Genomic DNA, 19,054 nt, shown 5'->3' on the forward strand with positions numbered 1-19,054 from the left:
GAATGATCCGTTCTATAGTCCGTGGTTTCGGGGCAGCGCTTCCGAAGCGTGTCATGACCAACAGCGAAATCGAAGGTGTCGTCGAGACCTCCGACGAGTGGATCGTGCAGCGCACGGGCATCCGGCAGCGCTATATCGCCGGCGAAGGTGAAACGACCGCGTCGCTTGGCGAGGCGGCGGCCCGCGCCGCCCTCGACAATGCCGGCCTGACGCCTGACGATATCGATCTCATCATTCTGGCCACATCGACCCCGGACAATACCTTTCCGGCAACGGCGGTGAACATCCAGAACCGCCTCGGCATGACCCACGGTTTCGCCTTCGACATGCAGGCCGTCTGCTCCGGCTTCGTTTATGCCGTATCGACCGCCGATCTTTATATTCGCGGCGGCATGGCCAAGCGTGTTCTGGTGATCGGTTCGGAAACATTCTCGCGCATTCTCGACTGGAAGGACCGCACCACCTGCGTTCTGTTCGGCGATGGTGCCGGCGCGCTTGTGCTTGAGGCTGGTGAAGGCGAGGGCACCTCTGACGATCGCGGCATCCTGACTGCGCAGCTGCGATCCGATGGTTCGCACAAGGAAAAGCTCTATGTCGATGGCGGACCTTCCACGACAGGTACGGTCGGTCATCTGCGCATGGAAGGCCGGGAAGTATTCAAGCATGCCGTCGGCATGATCACCGACGTCATCGAGCAGGCCTTCGAGGCGACGGGCACGACGTCCGACGATCTCGACTGGCTCGTTCCGCATCAGGCGAACAAGCGCATCATCGACGGTTCCGCGAAGAAGCTTAACATTGACCCGGAAAAGGTCGTCATCACCGTCGATCAGCACGGCAATACCTCGGCGGCCTCCATTCCGCTGGCGCTCGCCGTTGCGGCCGGTGACGGACGTATCAAGAAGGGCGATCTGGTCATGCTGGAAGCCATGGGTGGCGGCTTTACCTGGGGCGCGGTGCTGCTGCGTTGGTAAGGCGCAATTTGTGCGTTTGCCGGGGTGATGGCGCGAAATCGGTTGTAATTTTCGCGCTGATGCCCCGATCAGATGCGCTGGAGCGGCCCGAGCCTGTGTCAAAACCGTATCAGTCGCTCTAAGCCCTTGCACTGATTGCCGAAAGCCTCAAATGAATCTGGAACAATCGCTTGACCGGTCGCCACAAGGGAAATAATCTCGGCGGCTCCTAGAGAAAAATTCAGACACGGTTTGTGGGGAAAAATGGCCGGGAAGACAGTGACACGCGCAGATCTTGCAGAATCTGTGTTTCGTAAAGTCGGGCTGTCCCGCACCGAATCCGCCGAACTGGTCGAAACGATCATCGACGAAATTTGCAACGCGATCACCCGTGGTGAGGTCGTCAAGCTGTCGTCCTTCGCGACATTCCAGATCAGGGAAAAGAACGAGCGCATCGGCCGCAACCCGAAAACGGGTGAGGAAGTTCCGATTTCGCCGCGCCGCGTCATGACCTTCAAGGCCTCGAACGTGCTGAAACAGCGTATTCTCAAGGCGCATACGGCCCGCAAAACTAAACAAAAGGGCCAGAAGGCTGGCTCCTGAGCCGGCCGTCCCAAAGCCTTTTTTGCCCCCCGGCAGGCCTTTTCTCCATTCTTCCTGTGAACATACTTGAATTTCAACGTGCAAGCCGTTGAAATCCGGTCGACTCGCATCATAATCAATTTTAATAAATGGCATCTTGCCGCTTCGGGCATCGATGCGGGGATCGCTTGAGGTCTTCGCGATTTGTGATGCACGGATCGGCGGTTGAGAAGCGTTCTTGTTCAGTGCCCGGCTTTATGCAAGGCGCTCCGGGTCCGGATGGGAGTGGAAATTTGGACAAAAGCCCCGACGCGTTTCGGACGATCAGTGAAGTGGCGGATGAGCTGAACCTGCCGCAGCACGTGCTGCGTTTCTGGGAAACGCGCTTTCCGCAGATCAAGCCGATGAAACGGGGTGGGGGCCGCCGTTATTACCGCCCCGATGATATCGATCTCCTGAAGGGCATTCGTCATCTTCTTTATGACCATGGCTACACCATCAAGGGTGTCCAGAAGCTGCTGAAAGCCAATGGCAACCGCTTCGTGGCGGCCATCGCCTCCGGCGATCTCGCCACCATGGAAGCCATCATGGCGGCGAGCGGTGAAAAGGAAGTCGCCGAACCGCGCGTCATCGATGCCGATGGGGACGAGGTCGTCGGCCGTCCGAAGGCAAAGCCGAGCGGCCGTTTTTTCGGCTTCGGCGGCGGCAACAGCGATGCCGAAATATCGGTCGGCAAGTCAGGTATCGGCAAGGATGATCAGGCGCTTTTGCAGGAAGCCCTGTTCGATCTCCTCGAATGCAAGCGGCTGCTCGATCAGGTTCGCTGACGGTTTTCCACAGCTGTCTTGAGGCGCTTCCACCAAAAAGGTGGACCGCGGATTTTCGCCGGGAATGCGCAAAAACAAGGCGTTAGATCGTTTTCGCGATTTGCGGAAAACGCAAACTCTCTAAAATGCCAACCTTTCGGAAACTCCTTTGGCCGATAATGCGGCTCCGTAAAAAGGAGTCCGATCGTGAGCAACCGAAAATCGACAGCACGGCGCCGCACGGCGAAGAAATCGGGCGGCGGCAGCGTGTGGCCCTGGGTGCTGATGCTGGGCGTGGTTGCCGGCGGCATTCAGGCTTATGAACATCGCGACAGCCTTCTGCCACAGCGGCATGCCGCGAGGTCCACGCAGACGACGACAAATTCACCCAAGGTTGCCGTTGCCGCGAAACGCGAGGCCGCCGCGCCGGAGAGGGTGGCGGCCATTCGGCCAGCATCGCCGGTCTTGCCGGGCAGCGGGCCGGTGCCGCCACGCTCAATCGCCATGCCGCCGGCGCAGGTCGCTGCTATCCTGCCGGAAACACGTCCATCGGTCGAAAAAATCTCGCTTGGAGAAAAAACCGGCGCCTTTGCCTTTTGCGGCCGCTCGGGGCTTAACAACTGCGTGGCTGATGGCAACACCTTCTGGATGAAGGGCGTGAAAATGCAGCTTGCCGGTATCGAGGTTCCGCAGATCGACCGGGCGCGATGCATGGAAGAGCGCCAGCGCGGTTTCGTTGCGAAGGTCAGGCTTCGGGATATGCTGAATGCCGGCGCCTTCGATGTGGCCTCTTCCGGGGCCGCGGGCGAGCAAACCATGGAACGTAAACGGCTTTCGCGTTCGGGCGTGTCCTTTGCCGATCAACTCGTGCGGGAAGGTCTGGCACATCCGGCCTCGGCAAAAAATCAGTCCTGGTGTGGCTAAGGCCCCGTTGACCGAAACGGTCCCTCCTGTGTAGATGAGGCACTGTGGAGGCTTGGGGCTGGACGCTGTTTGTCCAAGGCCCGAACAATGACGAAACAGTTTTGCAGCGCCAGAGCCGGATCGGCAAGCGGCGCGGCATTGCGGACGTGGCGAAATCGGTAGACGCAGCAGACTTAAAATCTGCCGACCATTGGTCTTGCGGGTTCAAGTCCCGCCGTCCGCACCATTTTCATTCCAGATTACAAGATTTCTCTCTCGTTTTTCTGCGACCTGCGGGCTTTCCGCATGGGTTTTACGCCGGATTCGCTCATTTTTTGGCATAGACCGCACTGAATCAGGCGGGTTAGCCTAAAAAATGAACGTGGTTAAGCAGACGGCATTTTTCCGTAAAAATCACCCAAAAGAGCCTATTGACCTTGCCACGATGGGAAGCCCTATCTTTTTTTAATACAAGAAAAGAGGGGTCATAAGCATGTCACAAATCCAGCTCCGGGCGAGCCATACGATAGCCATCGATGGGATGACATGCGCCTCTTGTGTTGGCCGTGTGGAAAAGGCGATTGCCAAGGTGCCGGGTGTCCTCAAGGCTTCGGTCAATCTGGCAACGGAACGCGCCGATATTTCTTTTTCCGGTCCGCCTGATGTACTGGCCGTTATCGATGCCGTCCGGAATGCGGGATATGGCGTCGAAGAGAAAACCGTCGAGCTCGATATTGAGGGCATGACCTGCGCCTCCTGTGTCGGGCGTGTCGAAAAAGCGCTGAAGGCCGTCTCCGGTGTTTCCGGTGCGAGCGTCAATCTGGCGACGGAGCGCGCCACTGTCCGCGTCGCCGGCAATGCCGTCTCGGCCGCCACCCTGGCGGAAGCGATCAAGCAGGCGGGTTATAAGGCGAGCGAAACTGCCGCTGATAAAGCCAAGGGTGATGAGCCCGACCGGCGCGAAGCTGAACTACGCGGTCTGAAAATCAGCCTTGCTATCGCCGCCGCCCTGACGCTGCCGGTCTTCGTTCTGGAAATGGGCTCGCATATGGTGCCCGCCATCCATGACTTCGTGATGGAAACCGTCGGCATGCGGGAAAGCTGGTATCTGCAATTTGCGCTGACCACGCTCGTTCTGTTCGGGCCGGGCTTACGCTTCTTCAAAAAGGGCATACCGGCGCTTCTGCGGCTGGCGCCGGACATGAATTCGCTTGTCGTGCTGGGCACCGCCGCCGCCTGGGGATTTTCGGTGGTTGCCACTTTCGTGCCCGAGATCCTGCCGAGAGGCACGGCCAATGTCTACTATGAGGCCGCGGCGGTCATCGTCACGCTGATCCTGCTCGGCCGTTTTCTGGAAGCGCGCGCCAAGGGTCGCACCAGCGAGGCGATAAAGCGGCTCGTCGGCCTGCAGGCCAAGTCGGCCCGCGTGTTGCGCAATGGTGAAACCATTGACGTGCCGCTGCAGGATGTTGTGACCGGCGATGTGATCGTGGTCCGCCCCGGCGAGAAGGTGCCCGTTGACGGTCTGGTGCTTGATGGCTCCTCCTATGTCGATGAATCGATGATTACCGGCGAACCTGTACCGGTGACCAAGGTGGCAGGCTCCGAAGTTGTCGGCGGCACGGTCAACAGGAATGGTTCCTTCACCTTCCGCGCCACCAAGGTGGGTGCCGATACGCTGATCGCCCAGATCATCCGCATGGTCGAGGAGGCACAGGCCGACAAGCTGCCCATTCAGGCTTTGGTGGACAAGGTGACCAACTGGTTCGTGCCGGCGGTGATGCTGGCAGCACTCGCCACCTTCATCGTCTGGTTCGTGCTTGGGCCGGATCCCGCCTTGACCTTTGCGCTCGTCAACGCCGTCGCAGTCCTCATCATTGCCTGCCCCTGCGCCATGGGCCTTGCCACGCCGACATCTATCATGGTCGGAACTGGCCGTGCCGCCGAGATGGGTGTCCTGTTCCGCCGCGGCGATGCGCTCCAGACCCTGCGTGACGCCGACGTCATCGCCGTCGACAAGACCGGCACGCTGACGCTCGGCAAGCCGACGCTGGTTCATTTCACCACGACGGAAGGCTTCGATCCGGATGAAGTGCTGCGCCTTGTCGCCTCGCTTGAGAGCCGTTCCGAACATCCGATTGCCGAAGCGATTGTCGAGGCGGCGAAACATGGCGGCCTGACGCTTGCCGATGCGGAGGGCTTTGAGGCGACCCCTGGTTTCGGCGTAGCGGCAACGGTTGACGGTCGCAGGGTCGAGGCCGGAGCGGACCGGTTCATGGTGAAGCTCGGTTACGATGTCACGATGTTCGCGGACGAAGCCGACCGGCTTGGCCGGGAAGGGCAGTCGCCGCTCTATGCCGCCGTGGATGGCAGACTGGCAGTGATCATTGCCGTTGCCGATCCGGTCAAGCCGACGACGCCGGAAGCGATAGCGGCGCTGCATGCGCTTGGTCTCAAGGTCACGATGATCACCGGCGACAACCGCCGCACCGCCGAAGCCATCGCCCGCCGTCTCGGTATCGATGAGGTGGTGGCGGAAGTCTTGCCCGACGGCAAGGTGGATGCTGTGAAGAGGCTGGCCGCTGGCGGGCGGAAGGTTGCCTTTGTCGGCGATGGCATCAACGATGCGCCGGCCCTTGCGGCAGCCGATGTCGGGCTTGCCATCGGCACGGGTACGGATGTCGCCATTGAAAGCGCCGATGTGGTGCTGATGTCGGGTGATTTGCGCGGCGTTGCCAATGCCATCGCGCTCTCCAAGGCCACGATCCGCAATATCGGCCAGAATCTGTTCTGGGCCTTCGCCTACAATGCCGCGCTCGTTCCCGTGGCGGCCGGAATATTGTATCCTGTCAACGGCGTTCTGCTGTCGCCTGTTCTTGCTGCCGGAGCCATGGCGCTTTCCAGCGTGTTTGTTTTGACGAACGCGCTGCGCCTCAAAAGCTTCCGCCCGCCGCTTGTCGACAGATCATCCGGCACGCAACTCGCAGCGGACGAATAGGAGGCTGATGTCATGACGCCTCAAAACACAGTCTATCTGCCACGTATCGGACGCAGCATCCTGGCAGCTCAGGGCGAGACAGTCCTTCAGGCTGCCCTCGCAGCTGGAATATCCTATCCGCATGGCTGTCGCATGGGCCGGTGCGGCGCCTGCAAATCGCACCTCGTCGCAGGTGAGATCGACCTTCTCAAGCACACGCCCTTTTCATTGACCGAAGAGGAAAAGGCGGAAGGTCTGACACTCGCCTGCCGCGCCGTGCCGCTGAGCGACGTGACGATCGGCTGGCTCGATGGCGAGGATGAGTTCGCTGATATTCCGACCGGCCGTTTCGAAGGTGTGGTCGCGGAAGCGGTGGATGCGACACATGATATCAAGCTCATCCGCATCAGGCTCGACGATCGCGAACTGTTCACCTTCAAGGCCGGCCAATATGTACGCCTGCTTTATCCGGACTGTTCGCCGCGTGACTATTCCATCGCCAGCCGCATCGATGAGGACCTGATCGAATTCCATATCCGGCATGTGCCCGGCGGCATCACGAGCGGCCATATTTTCGCGAACGCCAAGCCGGGTGATCCTGTCACGCTCGTCGGCCCCTTCGGGTCTTCATACCTGCGGGAAAAACATTGCGGACCGATCCTCGGCATTGCCGGCGGTTCGGGGTTGGCGCCGGTCAAGGCTGTGGTCGAGGCAGCGCTTGCCACCGGCCGGGCAACGGGTCGCGAACGCCCGATCCATGTCTATTTCGGCGCCCGTGCGCAGCGTGATCTCTATATGATCGACCGTTTTGAAGAACTTGCCGCAAAGCACCGTAATCTGAGCTTCGTTCCGGTTCTCTCGAATGAAGAGCATGCGCAGATGCGGTGCGGTTATGTCGGTTCTGCGGTAGCGGACGACTTCGACGATCTCGATGGCTGGAAGGCCTATCTCGCAGGGCCGCCGGCGATGATCGAGGCGACGGTGCCGCAGCTTCTGGCAAGGGGCATCCGCACCGCCGACATTCATGCAGACGTGTTTTTCACCCCGGAAAGATAGGAGCAGGATCGATGAATATTGGTACAGCCGCCACCGCATCCGGTGTTTCTGCAAAGATGATCCGCCATTACGAGACGATCGGCCTGATCAAATCGGCAAACCGCACGGAATCCGGTTACCGAGTCTATACGGCCAACGATCTGGAAACGCTGCGCTTCATCCGGCGTGGCCGCGACCTCGGATTTTCAATCGAAAAGATCCGGCAGCTCATGACCCTGTGGCGCGATCCGGGCGGCGCGTCCTGCGATGTCAAGCGCATCGTCATGGAGCATGTCGTCGACCTCGAAGCCAAGATGCATTCGCTCCGGGACATGGCCGACACGCTTCGAAATCTCGCAACCTACTGCCCTGATAATGGTGAACCGGATTGCCCGATCATCCAGGATCTGGCGCAATCGGAAGATCCCGATTTCACGCCGGTAGCGGTGGTGCCCAAGCGTTCCGGCATGCTGAAGGGCACGTCCGGTTCACTGACGGAGCATCGCCTAGCGAAATAAACCGCCGTTCCCTCGCAGGAGGGGGCGACAGCCGATTGCAGTGAAAACACCAATTGCGGTGAAGGAGACCAGGCCATGTGGATACAGATACTACAGCGCTTCCTTATTCTGTGCCTGATGCTGACGATCGTTTCCGTCATCGCGTTTCTTTTGCCCTATATGGCGGGCGGCGATCCAGCCCGCACCATTCTGTTTTCGCGCATGCGTGATACGGCGCTCGATCCGCATGCGGTCGAGGCGCTCAGGGTAAGCCTCGGGCTCGACCGGCCGCTTTATGTGCAATATTTCGCATGGCTGTCGAATGCGCTGCGCGGCGACCTCGGATTTTCCTTCACCAGCAGCCAGCCCGTGGCTGGCGAACTTCTGCGCTCTCTCGGCGTGTCGGTGACATTGGCGCTGACGGCGCTGGCGATTGCCGTGGCCGTTGCCCTGCCGCTCGGCACGCTGGCGGCGATGCGCCCCGGCGGACGGCTGGACAATTTCGCAACGCTGATGATCCAGACCTTCGTTGCGACGCCGGAATATTGGTTCGCGCCGATGTCGGCCCTGGTCTTTGCGCTTTATCTCGGCTGGTTGCCATCGGCGGGATGGGATAGCTGGCGCTCGCTGGTGCTTCCCGCCCTGACGCTGACCCTGCGCCCGCTGGCCTATTTCACGCAGGTGACGCGCGCGGCCATGGCAGAGGTTCTGCGTGCGCCTTACATCACAGCGGCCCGCAGCCGCGGTCTCGGCATGCATAGCACGGTTCTGCGCCACGGCGTCCGCAACGGCTCGCTTCCGGTTGTCACCTTCTTCGCATTGTGGCTCGCGGGCCTGCTTGGCGGGTCGGTGGTCGTGGAGGTGATATTCGCCATCCCCGGAATGGGCCGGCTTCTTTACGACGCCGTGGTCAATCGGGATATCCCGATGCTGCAGGGCGGTTTCATCTGCATCGTGGCCCTGTCCATCCTGATCAATACGCTGGCCGACGGCTTTTATGTCCTGATCAATCCAGCAATGCGAGGCCACCATGACCATTAGCCACTTCCCGAGCGCGCCGGTAGCCGCCTTGCCCATGACCGAGACGCCCAAGCGCCCCTCGACACTCTCCCGGTTCACGGATTTCATCAGCCGTCGGCACTGGACCTTCTATGCGGGATCGGCAATTTTTCTCGTCATCATCCTGTTGCTCGTGATAGCACCATGGATCTCGCCCTATAATCCCGCCCAGCAGAACCTGCGCCTGCGGCTGAATGCACCCAGCGCCGCTTACTGGCTGGGAACGGACCATCTCGGGCGTGACGTCCTGAGCCGTCTGCTGATAGGCGGCCGTTTCACGGTCACGATCGCCGCCATCACCGTCATTCTGTCGGTCGCGATCGGAACCTTCATCGGCATTATCAGCGGACGAAGCCGTGGTGTGCTTGACGAGATCCTGATGCGCGTGGTGGATCTGCTCATCGCCATACCGGATGTGGTGATCGCCATTTTCCTCGTCGCCATATTCGGCCCGGGATATGGAACGCTGATCGCATCGCTGACGATCGTCGGCTGGACGCCTTTTGCGCGGCTGGCACGCGGGCTGACGCTTTCGATCAACTCCCGCGAATATATCCGCGCCGCCGAAGTACTGGGCTGCACGCGTCGCTTCATCATCTTCCGGCATGTCATTCCCAACACGATCTGGCCCATCGCCGCCGTCGCTTTCCTGCGCTTCGGCCACAAGCTGATCACGGTGGGTGGCTTGTCGTTTCTCGGCCTTGGCGTGCAGCCGCCGGCTGCCGACTGGGCGCTGATGCTGGCCGATGCGCAGGCCTATGCGGAACGGATGCCCATTCTCGTGATCGCACCGGGTCTGGCGATTTTCCTGTCGGCCTTGAGCGTGACGTGGATCGGCCATGGCCTGAACATGGATACGAAGAAGGGCAACGGTCATTGACGCCTGCCAACAGGCCACGACCGGTTTGACGATCGTCAAACATAGCTGAGGCAAAGGAACCGGAAGGAGAGTAATATCGTCTGAAGCCGCATGAAAATACGCAAATGCCTCCGATTCAATAATAATAAGGGGAACTCTTATGAATATCGAAGGACAGACGCATGCCAATACGGCCGTGTCCCCTGAATGCGCACCGCTTCTGGAGATCGAGGACCTGCACGTTTCTGTGCCGGCTCCAAATGGCCGCAAGTTTGTTATTTCGGGCCTGACGCTTTCTGTCAATGCCGGGGAAGTCGTCGCTCTCGTCGGCGAATCCGGGTCGGGCAAGAGCATGACGGCTCTGTCGCTGATGCGGCTTTTGCCGCAGGGCGCGGAAATCAATTCCGGCCGTATTTCCTTTGCCGGGCGTGATATTTTGGCCTTGTCATCCTCCGAGCTCGATGCGCTGCGCGGCGCCGATATCGGCATGCTGTTCCAGCAACCCCAAGCCATGCTGGACCCGACCAGCAGGGTCAGAACGCAGGTTGCCGAGCCGCTCTGGATCCACCGCAAGATGAGCCGGCATGCGGCGCTCAGCCGGGTTGTCGGCTTGTTGTCCGACGTCGGAATTCCCGACCCTTCGGCGCGGGCGCAATGTTTCGCCCATGAGCTTTCGGGCGGCATGGCGCAACGCGTCATGATCGCGGCGGCACTCTCCGGCAATCCGCAACTGCTGATCGCCGACGAACCGACGACGGCGCTCGATGTCACCGTGCAGGCACAGATATTGCGCCTGCTGGATGACGAGCGCCGCAAGCGACGGCTCGCGACGTTGCTCATCACCCACGACCTGTCTGTCGTTGCCGCTTTCGCAGACCGGATCGCGGTAATGTATGCGGGCCGCATCGTTGAGGAGGGGCCGACCCAGGCGATCCTCAAGGCGCCGCAACATCCCTACACCAAGGCGCTCATCAGCTGTTCGCTTCTGACCACGGACAGCGACGGCCAGCTGCTGACGATCCCGGGTTCCAGCTCTCAGGCCCACGACATGTCCTGCGGCTGCCGGTTCCATCCTCGCTGCGCGCTTGCCAAGTCGGCCGGCATGGGCAGCCGGTGCATGGCATCGGAACCGGATCTGAATACCTTGCCCGAAGGGCGCAAGGCGCGGTGCTGGGCAGTCGATGACGACCATGCCAGCCACCACGCGGTCTGCTGAGGGAGAGGGCGATGCAATTGACAGCGATAAAACAGACCATGCCAGCAGCGGACAGCAAGAACCGCCCCTATGTGGTGGCGAAGAACCTCTGCAAATATTACCCGATATCCGGCCTTGGTCACCGCGTGGTGAAATCGGTCGATGACGTTTCCCTGACCATCGGCGAGGGCGAAGTGCTGGGTCTCGTCGGCGAATCCGGATGCGGTAAAAGCACCGTCGCCGGTCTGATAACGCGGTTGACCCACGCGACCAAGGGCGAGGTCAGCATTGGCGAACACGATATTCTGCACATGCAGGGCGAGGCGCTCCGGCGCATGCGCCGCGTCGTGCAGCTGGTGTTCCAGGACCCTTATTCCGCTCTCGATCCGCGCATGCGCATCGGCCAGAGCATGGAAGCGCCGCTTGCCCAGCACGGCATTGGCACACGGGATGAACGTGTGGCGCGGGTTTTCAAGATGCTGGAGGAAGTCGGCCTCGATGCTTCCTTTTATGATCGTTATCCAAGCCAGTGTTCCGGCGGGCAATTGCAACGCGTCGTCATAGGGCGCGCGCTTCTTCTCAACCCCAGCTTCCTCGTGTGCGACGAACCCACATCGGCGCTCGATGCCTCGATGCGCACGCAGATCCTCAACCTGCTGATGGACATGAAGCGCCGTCACGGTTTGACGGTTCTGATGATTTCCCATGACCTGCGCGTGGTGCGTTATCTCTGCGATCGCATCGCGGTGATGTATCTCGGACGCATCGTTGAAATTGCCGACCGCGAGGAGCTCTTCCGGGCGCCGAAACATCCCTATACCAAGGCCTTGATCGCTTCATCGATGCTCGACGAGACCGGACTCTATGCGCCGGAAATGCTTCTGGACGGAGATTTGCCAAGCCCTCTCAATCCTCCTGCCGGCTGCAAATTTCACACCCGCTGCAAGCATGCGACGCAGATATGCGGCGAGAAGGAACCGGTTCTGGAAGCCGTCGATGGGGAGCATTTCGCACGCTGCCATCACTGGCGCGAGTGGGGCTGAGGACCAACGCAGTTATAGTCTTCTGGTTTGATAAAAACAGATGAATTGTGCGTTTGAGAATTAATATCGGAATTATATTCCGAGTATAAAAACATAAAATGAATAATATTCAAATGGATGTTAGTAAATCATCCATTGGGTATGCTTTTGTCATACGAAAACTAATAAATGAAAAATGAAAATTTCGTAAGTGTGAATGAATTGTGAGCGTTGTCATCAAAAATAAAAGGGGAATATTCTATGGTGAAGCACGCACTTTTGGCGACATGCGCCATTGTGGTTTCGTTCGGAGCTGAGGCCGCAAAGGCCGGCACGATTACCTATGATGATAATTTCGGTGTCAAGACGGGCTGGCAGATGGCTTCCGACGACGCCTATCTCGGCTCACGGGCGGGTTGTTTTGAAAGCCTGATACGCGTCGGCTACGATATGAAACTGGAGCCAAGTCTCGCCGAAAGCTGGACGCAGACCGGCCCCAAGGTTTGGGAATTCAAGCTGCGCAAGGGCGTCAAATTCCAGAACGGCGAACCGCTCGATGCAAAGGCTGCGGTCAATGCGCTGAGCAATCTTCTGCAGGCGCCCGTTCCCGCCCGTGCCTTTTCGCCGAAGCTGATTGCCTCTGTCGAGGCCGGCGGCGACGATATCGTGAAGATAACCACCATCGAGCCTTCGGTTCTGCTGCCGGCGCAGATGGCGAGCCCCGCCACCTCGATTCTCGCTCCATCCGCCTATAAGGACGGCAAGGTCAATCCGATTGGAACCTGCACCGGGCCGTTTACGATGACGGAGGTTGACCCCAGCCAGCATATGGTTCTAACGGCCAACCACGATTATTGGGGTGGCATGCCGAAGCTTGCCGGCGGCCGCGTGAATTTCGTGCCCGATGCCGACACCCGCGCCACCCAGGCCCGAACCGGAGAAGCACAGATTTCACGCCTCGTTCCGCCCTGGACGGTGAAGACCATCGAATCCACGGATGGCGTCAAGGTTGCGCCGATCCCGTCGCCGCGTATCACGGAACTGTTGCTGAACAACTCAAAGCCGCCTTTCAACAATCTGAAAGTGCGCCAGGCGATCCAGTCCGCAATCGACACGACCGGCATTGCCGACAGCATCTATGAAGGCGTGGTCAAGGGCGCGACGATGCCCTTCGCGGCTGGAGAGCCCTGGGCTGAAAAGGAATCCAAGCCCGCTTATGACGTGGAGAAAGCAAAGGCTCTGCTGAAGGAAGCGGGCGTGGCGCCCGGCAGTCTGAAGGTTACGCTTCTTGCCTATACGGCAAAGACGGAGCTCAAGGATGTCGCGGCTATTATCCAGGCCCAGCTGCAGGAACTCGGCATCAAGGTCGATGTGCGCGTTGCCGACTACAGCGCAATCGAGCCGGATATGCTGGCCGGAAACTTCGACATGGCGCTGCTGTCGCGTGGTTACGCAACCGACGTCGCCGAACCAGCCGGTTTCCTCAATGCCGATTATACCTGCGGCGGCAGCTACAACATCTCGCATTATTGCAATGCGGATACGGACAAGCTGATCAAATCCGCCTATTCGGCGGCCGAACCGGCCAAGCGTTATGCCATCTATGGTGAAGCGGCGAAGAAAATCTATGACGAGGCCGTTTCGGTCTTCCTCATCCATGAAACGGTTTTCGATGCCTATTCTGCCAAGCTCGAAAACTACAAGCCGCATCCGCTCAACTACTTCGTCATGACGAAGGATCTGACGACGAAGTAGGCTGACGCAACGTTGCCTGTAAGGCTGAACCCGGCTCGCAAGAGCCGGGTCTCATTGTTTAGGGGAGGCAACCCCTCTTGCGTGTCATCCTCGCCCCTGAGGCGAGGATCTATCCCCCGCCGAGAGCACGGATCGTCGGGTCGGGCCCGAGGATGACGTCGCGGTGGGAGCGAGGTTTGTCATTACCCAAAACCGTTCTGCAAAGCCGGTTTTCCACGCAAGTGACAGCGACGAGTGCCGGCAGTCAAACTATAAGTTTCAAAAATTCGGAAAACCTCCGCCATCATCCTCATCGAAAAGGGAGAGGGCATTTGCCGTCTGGGGAGGGAGGAGGGACGAAGCCCTATGTCGTCCAAGGGCTGTCACGCACATTCAGCGTGAAGCGGGGCAGGCAAAGCGATCCGGCGGCGGTTGGGATAAGACGCCGCCGGTGTTTCTTCAGATCAGGCGCGTGCTTCCGGCGTGTAGCCTGCAGCGGTGATGATTTCGGCAATGCGCGCCGCGTCGGAGACGCCGCCAACCACAACCGTGCGGCTTGCCGGATCGGCATGCACGGCAGCACCGGGAACGGTCTTTTCGATCGCGCCCTTGATCACACCGGCGCAGTGACCGCAGGTCATGTCTTCAACGTGGAAAGAAAGGTCGGCATCAACGGGTGCGGCAGCGGTTTCGGGGTGATGCTGGTGGGCGGTGCACATGGGCGGTTCTCCTTGGTTTGGAATTCGTAACAGGAGGAGCCTGAACTATTCCAACGTGGGAAGGTCAAGCGCTTTATTCACACGGGCAGAAAGAGCGCGCCGGCATTTTAGCTGCGCCAGAAAATCGGCATCAGCAGCACGAGAACGGTGAGGATTTCCAGACGCCCGAGCAGCATCATCACCGACAGGAGATAGAGAGCCGGGTCGCTGATCGTGGAAAAATTGCCGGCCGGTCCGATGATCGGTCCTATGCCGGGGCCAACATTGGCAAGCGAGGTCGCGACAGCCGAGGTGGCGGTCAGCAAATCGTAGCCCATCGCGCTCATGGCGAGGCTGCCGACGATCCAAAGGGCGATGAAGCAGCTGACGAAAAGGAAGATGGTCCTGATCGTGTCAGGGTCAACCACCTGCTGGCCATAACGGACCGAATAAACAGCGTTCGGATAGATCAGCTTCTTCAAACCGGCCCGAACGACATTGAACATGATCAGGAAACGATAGGCCTTGATACCGCCCGCCGTCGAGCCGGAGCAACCGCCCATGAAGGTCGCGAAAAAGGCGACGACGACAACGAACGGGCCCCAGAGTGTGTAGTCGTCGCTCGCAAAACCGCCGGTCGAAAGGATGGAGGTCATGTTGAAGAAGGAATGGCTGAGCGCGTCATCCAGCGGCACGCCGTTCCTGAGATGATGGTAGACGCCGACCGCAATCGAGATCGCGCAGAGATAACCGAGGAAGACGGCAATCTGCGGGTCGCGCAGCGTCTCCAGCCTGCGGCGCACCGCAAGCAGGATCATCACCGAAAAGGGCAGGCTGCCGAAGATCAGGAAGATGGTGGCGATCCACAGCAGCGCCGTATTGTTGAAATAGGCGAAAGACGCGTCATGGGTGGAAAAACCACCGGTCGCGACCGTCGACATGGCGTGGTTCAGGGCATCGAAATGCGACATGCCGGCAAAATCGTAAGCGACGGTGCAGGCCAGAGTCATGATGATGTATATGGCCACGAAAGCCCGGGTGAAGCTTGCCAGCCGTGCGAAGGGCCGGTCGTTGCCGGTATCGGAGGATTCCATTCGGAAGAAGGTCATGCCGCCGACGCGCAGCAGCGGCAGAATGAACAGGCCGAGCGCGACGATACCGATGCCGCCGAGCCAGCAGAGCAGCGAACGCCACAGAAGAATGCCCTGCGGCGCGTTGTCGAGGCCGGATATGGCGGTCGATCCCGTGGTGGTGATGGCTGAAATGGACTCGAAGATTGCCTGGCCGAGCGTCAGGTCGAGATTGGAGAGATAGAGCGGCACGGCCCCCACCAGCGAAAACACCAGCCAGAGCACGTTGACGAGCAGGAAGCCGAAACGTTTGTTGAAGGACGCGATCGGCCCGCGGGTCGCCAGCGCACAGGCAAGCGCAAAGCCCCCGCACATGAAGCCCGAAAGCGCAAACACCATCCAGTCGTCATTGCCGTAATAGAGATCCGTCAACGCCGGCAGGAACATGGCCGTCGCGAGATAGAGCCCGAAGATGGACGCCACGTATATGACCGAGCGCAGAAGGTTGCTGTTCAAGAAATGTAACCCGGAGTTCGTGGCCGCGCTGAAATGAGTCTTTGTCTCGGACGCCTTCCTATGGCATAGCGGGTGCCATTATGAATTTCAATGGATTGACAATCGTGGACAAGCAGCTTGTGGAGGCAGCGCGGCGGGAAGTGCGGGAGATATTCCCGGAAACGCCGTTGCAGTTGAATGAACATCTCAGCCGTCGGTATGGCGCGTCGATTTGGCTGAAGCGTGAAGATCTGTCCCCGGTTCGTTCCTACAAGATTAGAGGCGCATTCAATTTTCTCCGCAAGGCTGTGGCGAAGGCCGGCAAGGGCAAGGTGTTCGTCTGTGCTTCCGCCGGCAACCACGCACAGGGTTTTGCTTTCGCGTGCCGTCATTTCGGCGTTCACGGCGTTGTGTTCATGCCGGTAACGACACCGCAGCAGAAGATCGACAAGACCCGCATCTTCGGCGGCGAATTCATCAGCATCCGTCTGGTGGGCGACATATTCGACCAGTGTTACGCCGCTGCGCGCAAATACGTGGAAGATAATGACGGCTACATGGTGCCGCCCTTCGATCATGAGGACATCATCGAGGGCCAGGCAACGGTCGCAGCCGAAATCATGGACCAGCTTCCGGAAGGCACGAAGCCGGACATCGTCGTCATGCCTGTCGGCGGCGGCGGTCTGTCGGCAGGGCTTTCTGGCTTTCTGGCCGGCACGGTCCGCAAGGAGAACTTCGTGTTCTGCGAGCCCGAGGGTGCACCGAGCCTGAAGAAGAGCCTGGAACGCGGCGAGCCGGTCACGCTCACCAAGGTCGACAATTTCGTCGACGGCGCCGCCGTGGCCCGCATCGGTGACCTGAATTTCAAGGCGCTGAAGGATTTCCCGGCCGAGCAGGTCTTGCTTATCCCCGAAAACGCCATCTGCGTGACGATCATCGAGATGCTGAACCTTGAAGGTGTGGTGCTGGAGCCGGCGGGCGCGCTGGCGATTGCAGCCCTGGAAAAGCTCGGCCGCGAGAAGCTGGAAGGCAAGACGGTCATCGTCGTCGTCTCCGGCGGCAATTTCGATTTCGAGCGCCTGCCTGACGTCAAGGAACGCGCCATGCGTTACACCGGCGTGAAGAAATACTTCATTCTGCGCCTGCCGCAGCGCCCCGGCGCGCTGCGCGATTTCCTCAATCTGCTCGGCCCGGACGACGATATCGCCCGTTTTGAATATCTGAAGAAATCCGCCCGCAATTTCGGCTCGATCCTGATCGGTATCGAAACCAGCGCGCAGGAAAACTTCGCGGGGCTTCTGGAGCGCTTCGAGGCCGCGGGTCTCGGTTATGAGGATATTACCGAAAACGACATCCTGTCGAACCTGATCATCTGATTGGTTTGAGAGCGACAGGGAGGGGCGGATGAGATCCGCCCTTCAAAAGGCGACATCGATTTTAGGGAGTGAAAGCCATGGCATCGTTTTTTTCCAAAATCCTCTCGGCCTTCGGCTCCGGCCAGCCGTCCGACGCGCCGCAGAAGACGGCGCAGGTGGAGCCGCATGCGCACGGCGAATATCTGATCTACGCGACGCCGCTCAAGGAAGGCGGCCAGTTCCGGCTGGCCGGCCGTATCGAGAAAAAGGTCGGTGATGAGGTGCTGGTGCACGAATTCGTGCGCGCCGATGTCTTCTCCAGCCTGGATGATGCGGTGGAGTTCACGGTCCGCAAGGCAAAACTGATCATCGACCAGAACGGCGCATCGCTTTTCCCAGGAAAATGATGACGGTTTCTTGCGTCTTACATTAAGATTCCGTTGGTTGCTTCGCCCTATCGTCCTTGGGGAGCATGGAGTCGCGCGCCACTGAAACCGCGCGATGTGAATAGATAGGGCATGTGCCGATGCAATGGGCAAATCTGGCACTCTTCGCGACGGAGGCCATCGTCTATTTCTCGGTAATGACGGCGTTCCTTCATTACCGGCATATTCTCGGCATCGGTGTTTTTCTCACCGCGCTGGGCGTAATGCATTTCATGGAAACCTACCTGGCGGCCGTCTTTTACGTCGAGCTGCCCTTCGGCGTGGCATCACCCGGCTCCTCCATCCTTTTTGCCGGCAAGCTGATGATGATCCTGATGCTCTATATGCGTGAGGATGCGGCGGTCGTGCGCCAGCCTATCTACGGCCTGCTTCTCGGCAACATATTGACCGTCATCATGGCGCAGATCATCCATTTTCATCAGACGGTCGCAATTGTGCCCGGACAGTCGGTCAGCGCCGGTTTTCTGGATGAGATGGGTGTGTTGATGGTCTGGGGAACCAGTCTCCTCTATATCGACGCCATCGCCATCATTCTGTTTTATGAAAAGCTGGGGCGCTATCTACAGCGCCATATCGTCCTGCGTTTCGCCATCTGCGGCGTCGTGATTCTAAGCCTCGATCAGGCAGGCTTTTACGGGGCGCTGCGATATATGCTGAACGCGCCGATCGATGTCTTTTACGATGGCTGGAAGGCGAAGATGGCGGCGGTCGCCATTTATTCCCTGATTTTCGCCATTTATCTCAAGCTGACGGCGGCGAAGGGGCGCTTCCTGACGCGCCGCAGCGTTGCCGATGTGTTCAACGATCTCACCTTCAGGGAACGCTATGAGGAGCTTCTATCGCGCTCCGGCCGTGACATGCTGACCGGCGTCTCGGACCGTGCCCGCATGGAACTCGATGCGCCATCCGTTGTCGTGGAATGCCTGGAGAAAAAGCGCCCGGTCAGCGTGCTGATCGTTGATATCGATCACTTCAAAACCGTCAACGATACGTTCGGGCACTTGCCGGGCGATGAGATATTACGGGAGTTTGCCGCCGTTCTGAAACGCATGGTGCAGCCGCATGGCCATTTGTACCGTTTCGGAGGCGAGGAGTTCGTGGCGCTTTTGCCTGCGGTTCCGCATGAGGCCGCACTTGCCTTTTCCGCCAGTCTGAGGATGGCGATCCTCGCGGACATGCAGCGGCCGGACGGTTCGCCGCTGACCGTCAGCATTGGCGTTGCCACGTCCTTCGAGGACGGGCAGCTTTTCCGCGCACTTCTATCGGAGGCGGATGCGCGGCTTTACGCGGCAAAAAATAACGGCCGGGACCAGGTCCACGGCCGTTATGGAATGTGGGTCGGCTGATACCGGCAAACACGCCGGCATC

17 protein-coding genes and 1 tRNA gene are annotated in these 19,054 nt (G+C 59.4%); 16 read left to right on the forward strand and 2 right to left on the reverse strand.

The features are described 5' to 3' along the window. Positions 1-2 precede the first annotated feature (2 nt). The 13 genes from JZY08_RS04535 (at position 3) to JZY08_RS04595 (ending at position 13,643) form a co-directional block, all read left to right on the forward strand. Complete coding sequence (locus JZY08_RS04535) at positions 3-974, forward strand: beta-ketoacyl-ACP synthase III (protein ID WP_035217797.1); 972 nt, start codon at positions 3-5, stop codon at positions 972-974. 243 nt (positions 975-1,217) lie between these two features. After that, positions 1,218-1,556: an integration host factor subunit alpha gene (locus JZY08_RS04540; protein WP_216331131.1), complete on the forward strand. Its 339-nt coding sequence runs from the start codon at positions 1,218-1,220 to the stop codon at positions 1,554-1,556. A gap of 272 nt (positions 1,557-1,828) precedes the next feature. Beyond that, positions 1,829-2,362 (forward strand): MerR family transcriptional regulator, encoded by a 534-nt coding sequence (locus JZY08_RS04545; protein WP_216331133.1) that lies wholly within the window; start codon positions 1,829-1,831, stop codon positions 2,360-2,362. Positions 2,363-2,548: 186 nt separating this feature from the next. After that, on the forward strand, positions 2,549-3,265 hold the full coding sequence (locus JZY08_RS04550; RefSeq protein ID WP_216331135.1) for a nuclease: 717 nt from the start codon (positions 2,549-2,551) through the stop codon (positions 3,263-3,265). Between the two features lie 140 nt (positions 3,266-3,405). Continuing rightward, positions 3,406-3,491 (forward strand) — tRNA-Leu (locus JZY08_RS04555). 246 nt (positions 3,492-3,737) lie between these two features. Then, positions 3,738-6,242 (forward strand): heavy metal translocating P-type ATPase, encoded by a 2,505-nt coding sequence (locus tag JZY08_RS04560; protein ID WP_216331137.1) that lies wholly within the window; start codon positions 3,738-3,740, stop codon positions 6,240-6,242. Positions 6,243-6,254: 12 nt separating this feature from the next. After that, complete coding sequence (locus tag JZY08_RS04565) at positions 6,255-7,277, forward strand: 2Fe-2S iron-sulfur cluster-binding protein (protein ID WP_137037436.1); 1,023 nt, start codon at positions 6,255-6,257, stop codon at positions 7,275-7,277. Positions 7,278-7,288: 11 nt separating this feature from the next. Beyond that, positions 7,289-7,774 carry a Cu(I)-responsive transcriptional regulator gene (gene cueR / locus JZY08_RS04570; protein WP_035242640.1) on the forward strand — a complete coding sequence of 162 codons (486 nt, stop codon included), beginning with the start codon at positions 7,289-7,291 and terminating at the stop codon, positions 7,772-7,774. Between the two features lie 75 nt (positions 7,775-7,849). Then, a complete protein-coding gene (locus JZY08_RS04575; RefSeq protein ID WP_035242638.1) occupies positions 7,850-8,794 on the forward strand; it encodes an ABC transporter permease in 945 nt (314 codons plus the stop codon). Further along, positions 8,784-9,692, forward strand: a complete 909-nt coding sequence (locus JZY08_RS04580) for an ABC transporter permease (protein ID WP_035242636.1) — start codon at positions 8,784-8,786, stop codon at positions 9,690-9,692. Before JZY08_RS04575 ends, JZY08_RS04580 begins: the two co-directional genes overlap by 11 nt. A 139-nt stretch (positions 9,693-9,831) precedes the next feature. Beyond that, positions 9,832-10,887: an ABC transporter ATP-binding protein gene (locus tag JZY08_RS04585; protein WP_003496641.1), complete on the forward strand. Its 1,056-nt coding sequence runs from the start codon at positions 9,832-9,834 to the stop codon at positions 10,885-10,887. 11 nt (positions 10,888-10,898) lie between these two features. After that, positions 10,899-11,909, forward strand: a complete 1,011-nt coding sequence (locus tag JZY08_RS04590; protein WP_003496640.1) for an ABC transporter ATP-binding protein — start codon at positions 10,899-10,901, stop codon at positions 11,907-11,909. A 240-nt stretch (positions 11,910-12,149) separates the two neighbouring features. Further along, positions 12,150-13,643, forward strand: a complete 1,494-nt coding sequence (locus JZY08_RS04595) for an ABC transporter substrate-binding protein (protein ID WP_216331139.1) — start codon at positions 12,150-12,152, stop codon at positions 13,641-13,643. Positions 13,644-14,086: 443 nt separating this feature from the next. Here the strand turns inward: JZY08_RS04595 and JZY08_RS04600 are convergent, their stop codons facing one another. Together JZY08_RS04600 and JZY08_RS04605 are read right to left on the reverse strand one after the other, a co-directional pair. Beyond that, positions 14,087-14,341: a heavy-metal-associated domain-containing protein gene (locus tag JZY08_RS04600; protein ID WP_003496638.1), complete on the reverse strand. Its 255-nt coding sequence runs from the start codon at positions 14,339-14,341 to the stop codon at positions 14,087-14,089. Positions 14,342-14,448: 107 nt separating this feature from the next. Then, on the reverse strand, positions 14,449-15,906 hold the full coding sequence (locus tag JZY08_RS04605) for a TrkH family potassium uptake protein (RefSeq protein ID WP_035242634.1): 1,458 nt from the start codon (positions 15,904-15,906) through the stop codon (positions 14,449-14,451). An 80-nt stretch (positions 15,907-15,986) separates the two neighbouring features. On the opposite strand from JZY08_RS04605, the gene ilvA reads away from it, so the two are divergent. The 3 genes from ilvA (at position 15,987) to JZY08_RS04620 (ending at position 19,032) form a co-directional block, all read left to right on the forward strand. After that, entirely contained in the window at positions 15,987-17,261 is a 1,275-nt protein-coding gene (gene ilvA / locus JZY08_RS04610; protein ID WP_003496636.1) for a threonine ammonia-lyase, read from the forward strand. Between the two features lie 77 nt (positions 17,262-17,338). Next, positions 17,339-17,647: an HlyU family transcriptional regulator gene (locus JZY08_RS04615; protein WP_035242632.1), complete on the forward strand. Its 309-nt coding sequence runs from the start codon at positions 17,339-17,341 to the stop codon at positions 17,645-17,647. Between the two features lie 119 nt (positions 17,648-17,766). Next, positions 17,767-19,032: a diguanylate cyclase gene (locus tag JZY08_RS04620; RefSeq protein WP_216331140.1), complete on the forward strand. Its 1,266-nt coding sequence runs from the start codon at positions 17,767-17,769 to the stop codon at positions 19,030-19,032. The last annotated feature ends 22 nt before the right edge of the window (positions 19,033-19,054 follow it).

Source organism: Rhizobium sp. X9 (assembly GCF_018873185.1).
Lineage (GTDB): Bacteria > Pseudomonadota > Alphaproteobacteria > Rhizobiales > Rhizobiaceae > Agrobacterium > Agrobacterium oryzihabitans.

What these genes read in the sequence shown, in the direction of transcription:
- JZY08_RS04560 (WP_216331137.1), top strand. Translation starts at nt 3,738, where the DNA reads ATGTCACAAATCCAGCTCCGGGCGAGCCATACGATAGCCATCGATGGG.
- JZY08_RS04535 (WP_035217797.1), top strand. Translation starts at nt 3, where the DNA reads ATGATCCGTTCTATAGTCCGTGGTTTCGGGGCAGCGCTTCCGAAGCGT.
- JZY08_RS04620 (WP_216331140.1), top strand. Translation starts at nt 17,767, where the DNA reads ATGCAATGGGCAAATCTGGCACTCTTCGCGACGGAGGCCATCGTCTAT.
- JZY08_RS04615 (WP_035242632.1), top strand. Translation starts at nt 17,339, where the DNA reads ATGGCATCGTTTTTTTCCAAAATCCTCTCGGCCTTCGGCTCCGGCCAG.
- JZY08_RS04590 (WP_003496640.1), top strand. Translation starts at nt 10,899, where the DNA reads ATGCAATTGACAGCGATAAAACAGACCATGCCAGCAGCGGACAGCAAG.
- JZY08_RS04565 (WP_137037436.1), top strand. Translation starts at nt 6,255, where the DNA reads ATGACGCCTCAAAACACAGTCTATCTGCCACGTATCGGACGCAGCATC.
- JZY08_RS04600 (WP_003496638.1), bottom strand. Translation starts at nt 14,341, where the DNA reads ATGTGCACCGCCCACCAGCATCACCCCGAAACCGCTGCCGCACCCGTT.
- JZY08_RS04540 (WP_216331131.1), top strand. Translation starts at nt 1,218, where the DNA reads ATGGCCGGGAAGACAGTGACACGCGCAGATCTTGCAGAATCTGTGTTT.
- JZY08_RS04595 (WP_216331139.1), top strand. Translation starts at nt 12,150, where the DNA reads ATGGTGAAGCACGCACTTTTGGCGACATGCGCCATTGTGGTTTCGTTC.
- JZY08_RS04585 (WP_003496641.1), top strand. Translation starts at nt 9,832, where the DNA reads ATGAATATCGAAGGACAGACGCATGCCAATACGGCCGTGTCCCCTGAA.
- cueR (WP_035242640.1), top strand. Translation starts at nt 7,289, where the DNA reads ATGAATATTGGTACAGCCGCCACCGCATCCGGTGTTTCTGCAAAGATG.
- ilvA (WP_003496636.1), top strand. Translation starts at nt 15,987, where the DNA reads ATGAATTTCAATGGATTGACAATCGTGGACAAGCAGCTTGTGGAGGCA.
- JZY08_RS04575 (WP_035242638.1), top strand. Translation starts at nt 7,850, where the DNA reads ATGTGGATACAGATACTACAGCGCTTCCTTATTCTGTGCCTGATGCTG.
- JZY08_RS04580 (WP_035242636.1), top strand. Translation starts at nt 8,784, where the DNA reads ATGACCATTAGCCACTTCCCGAGCGCGCCGGTAGCCGCCTTGCCCATG.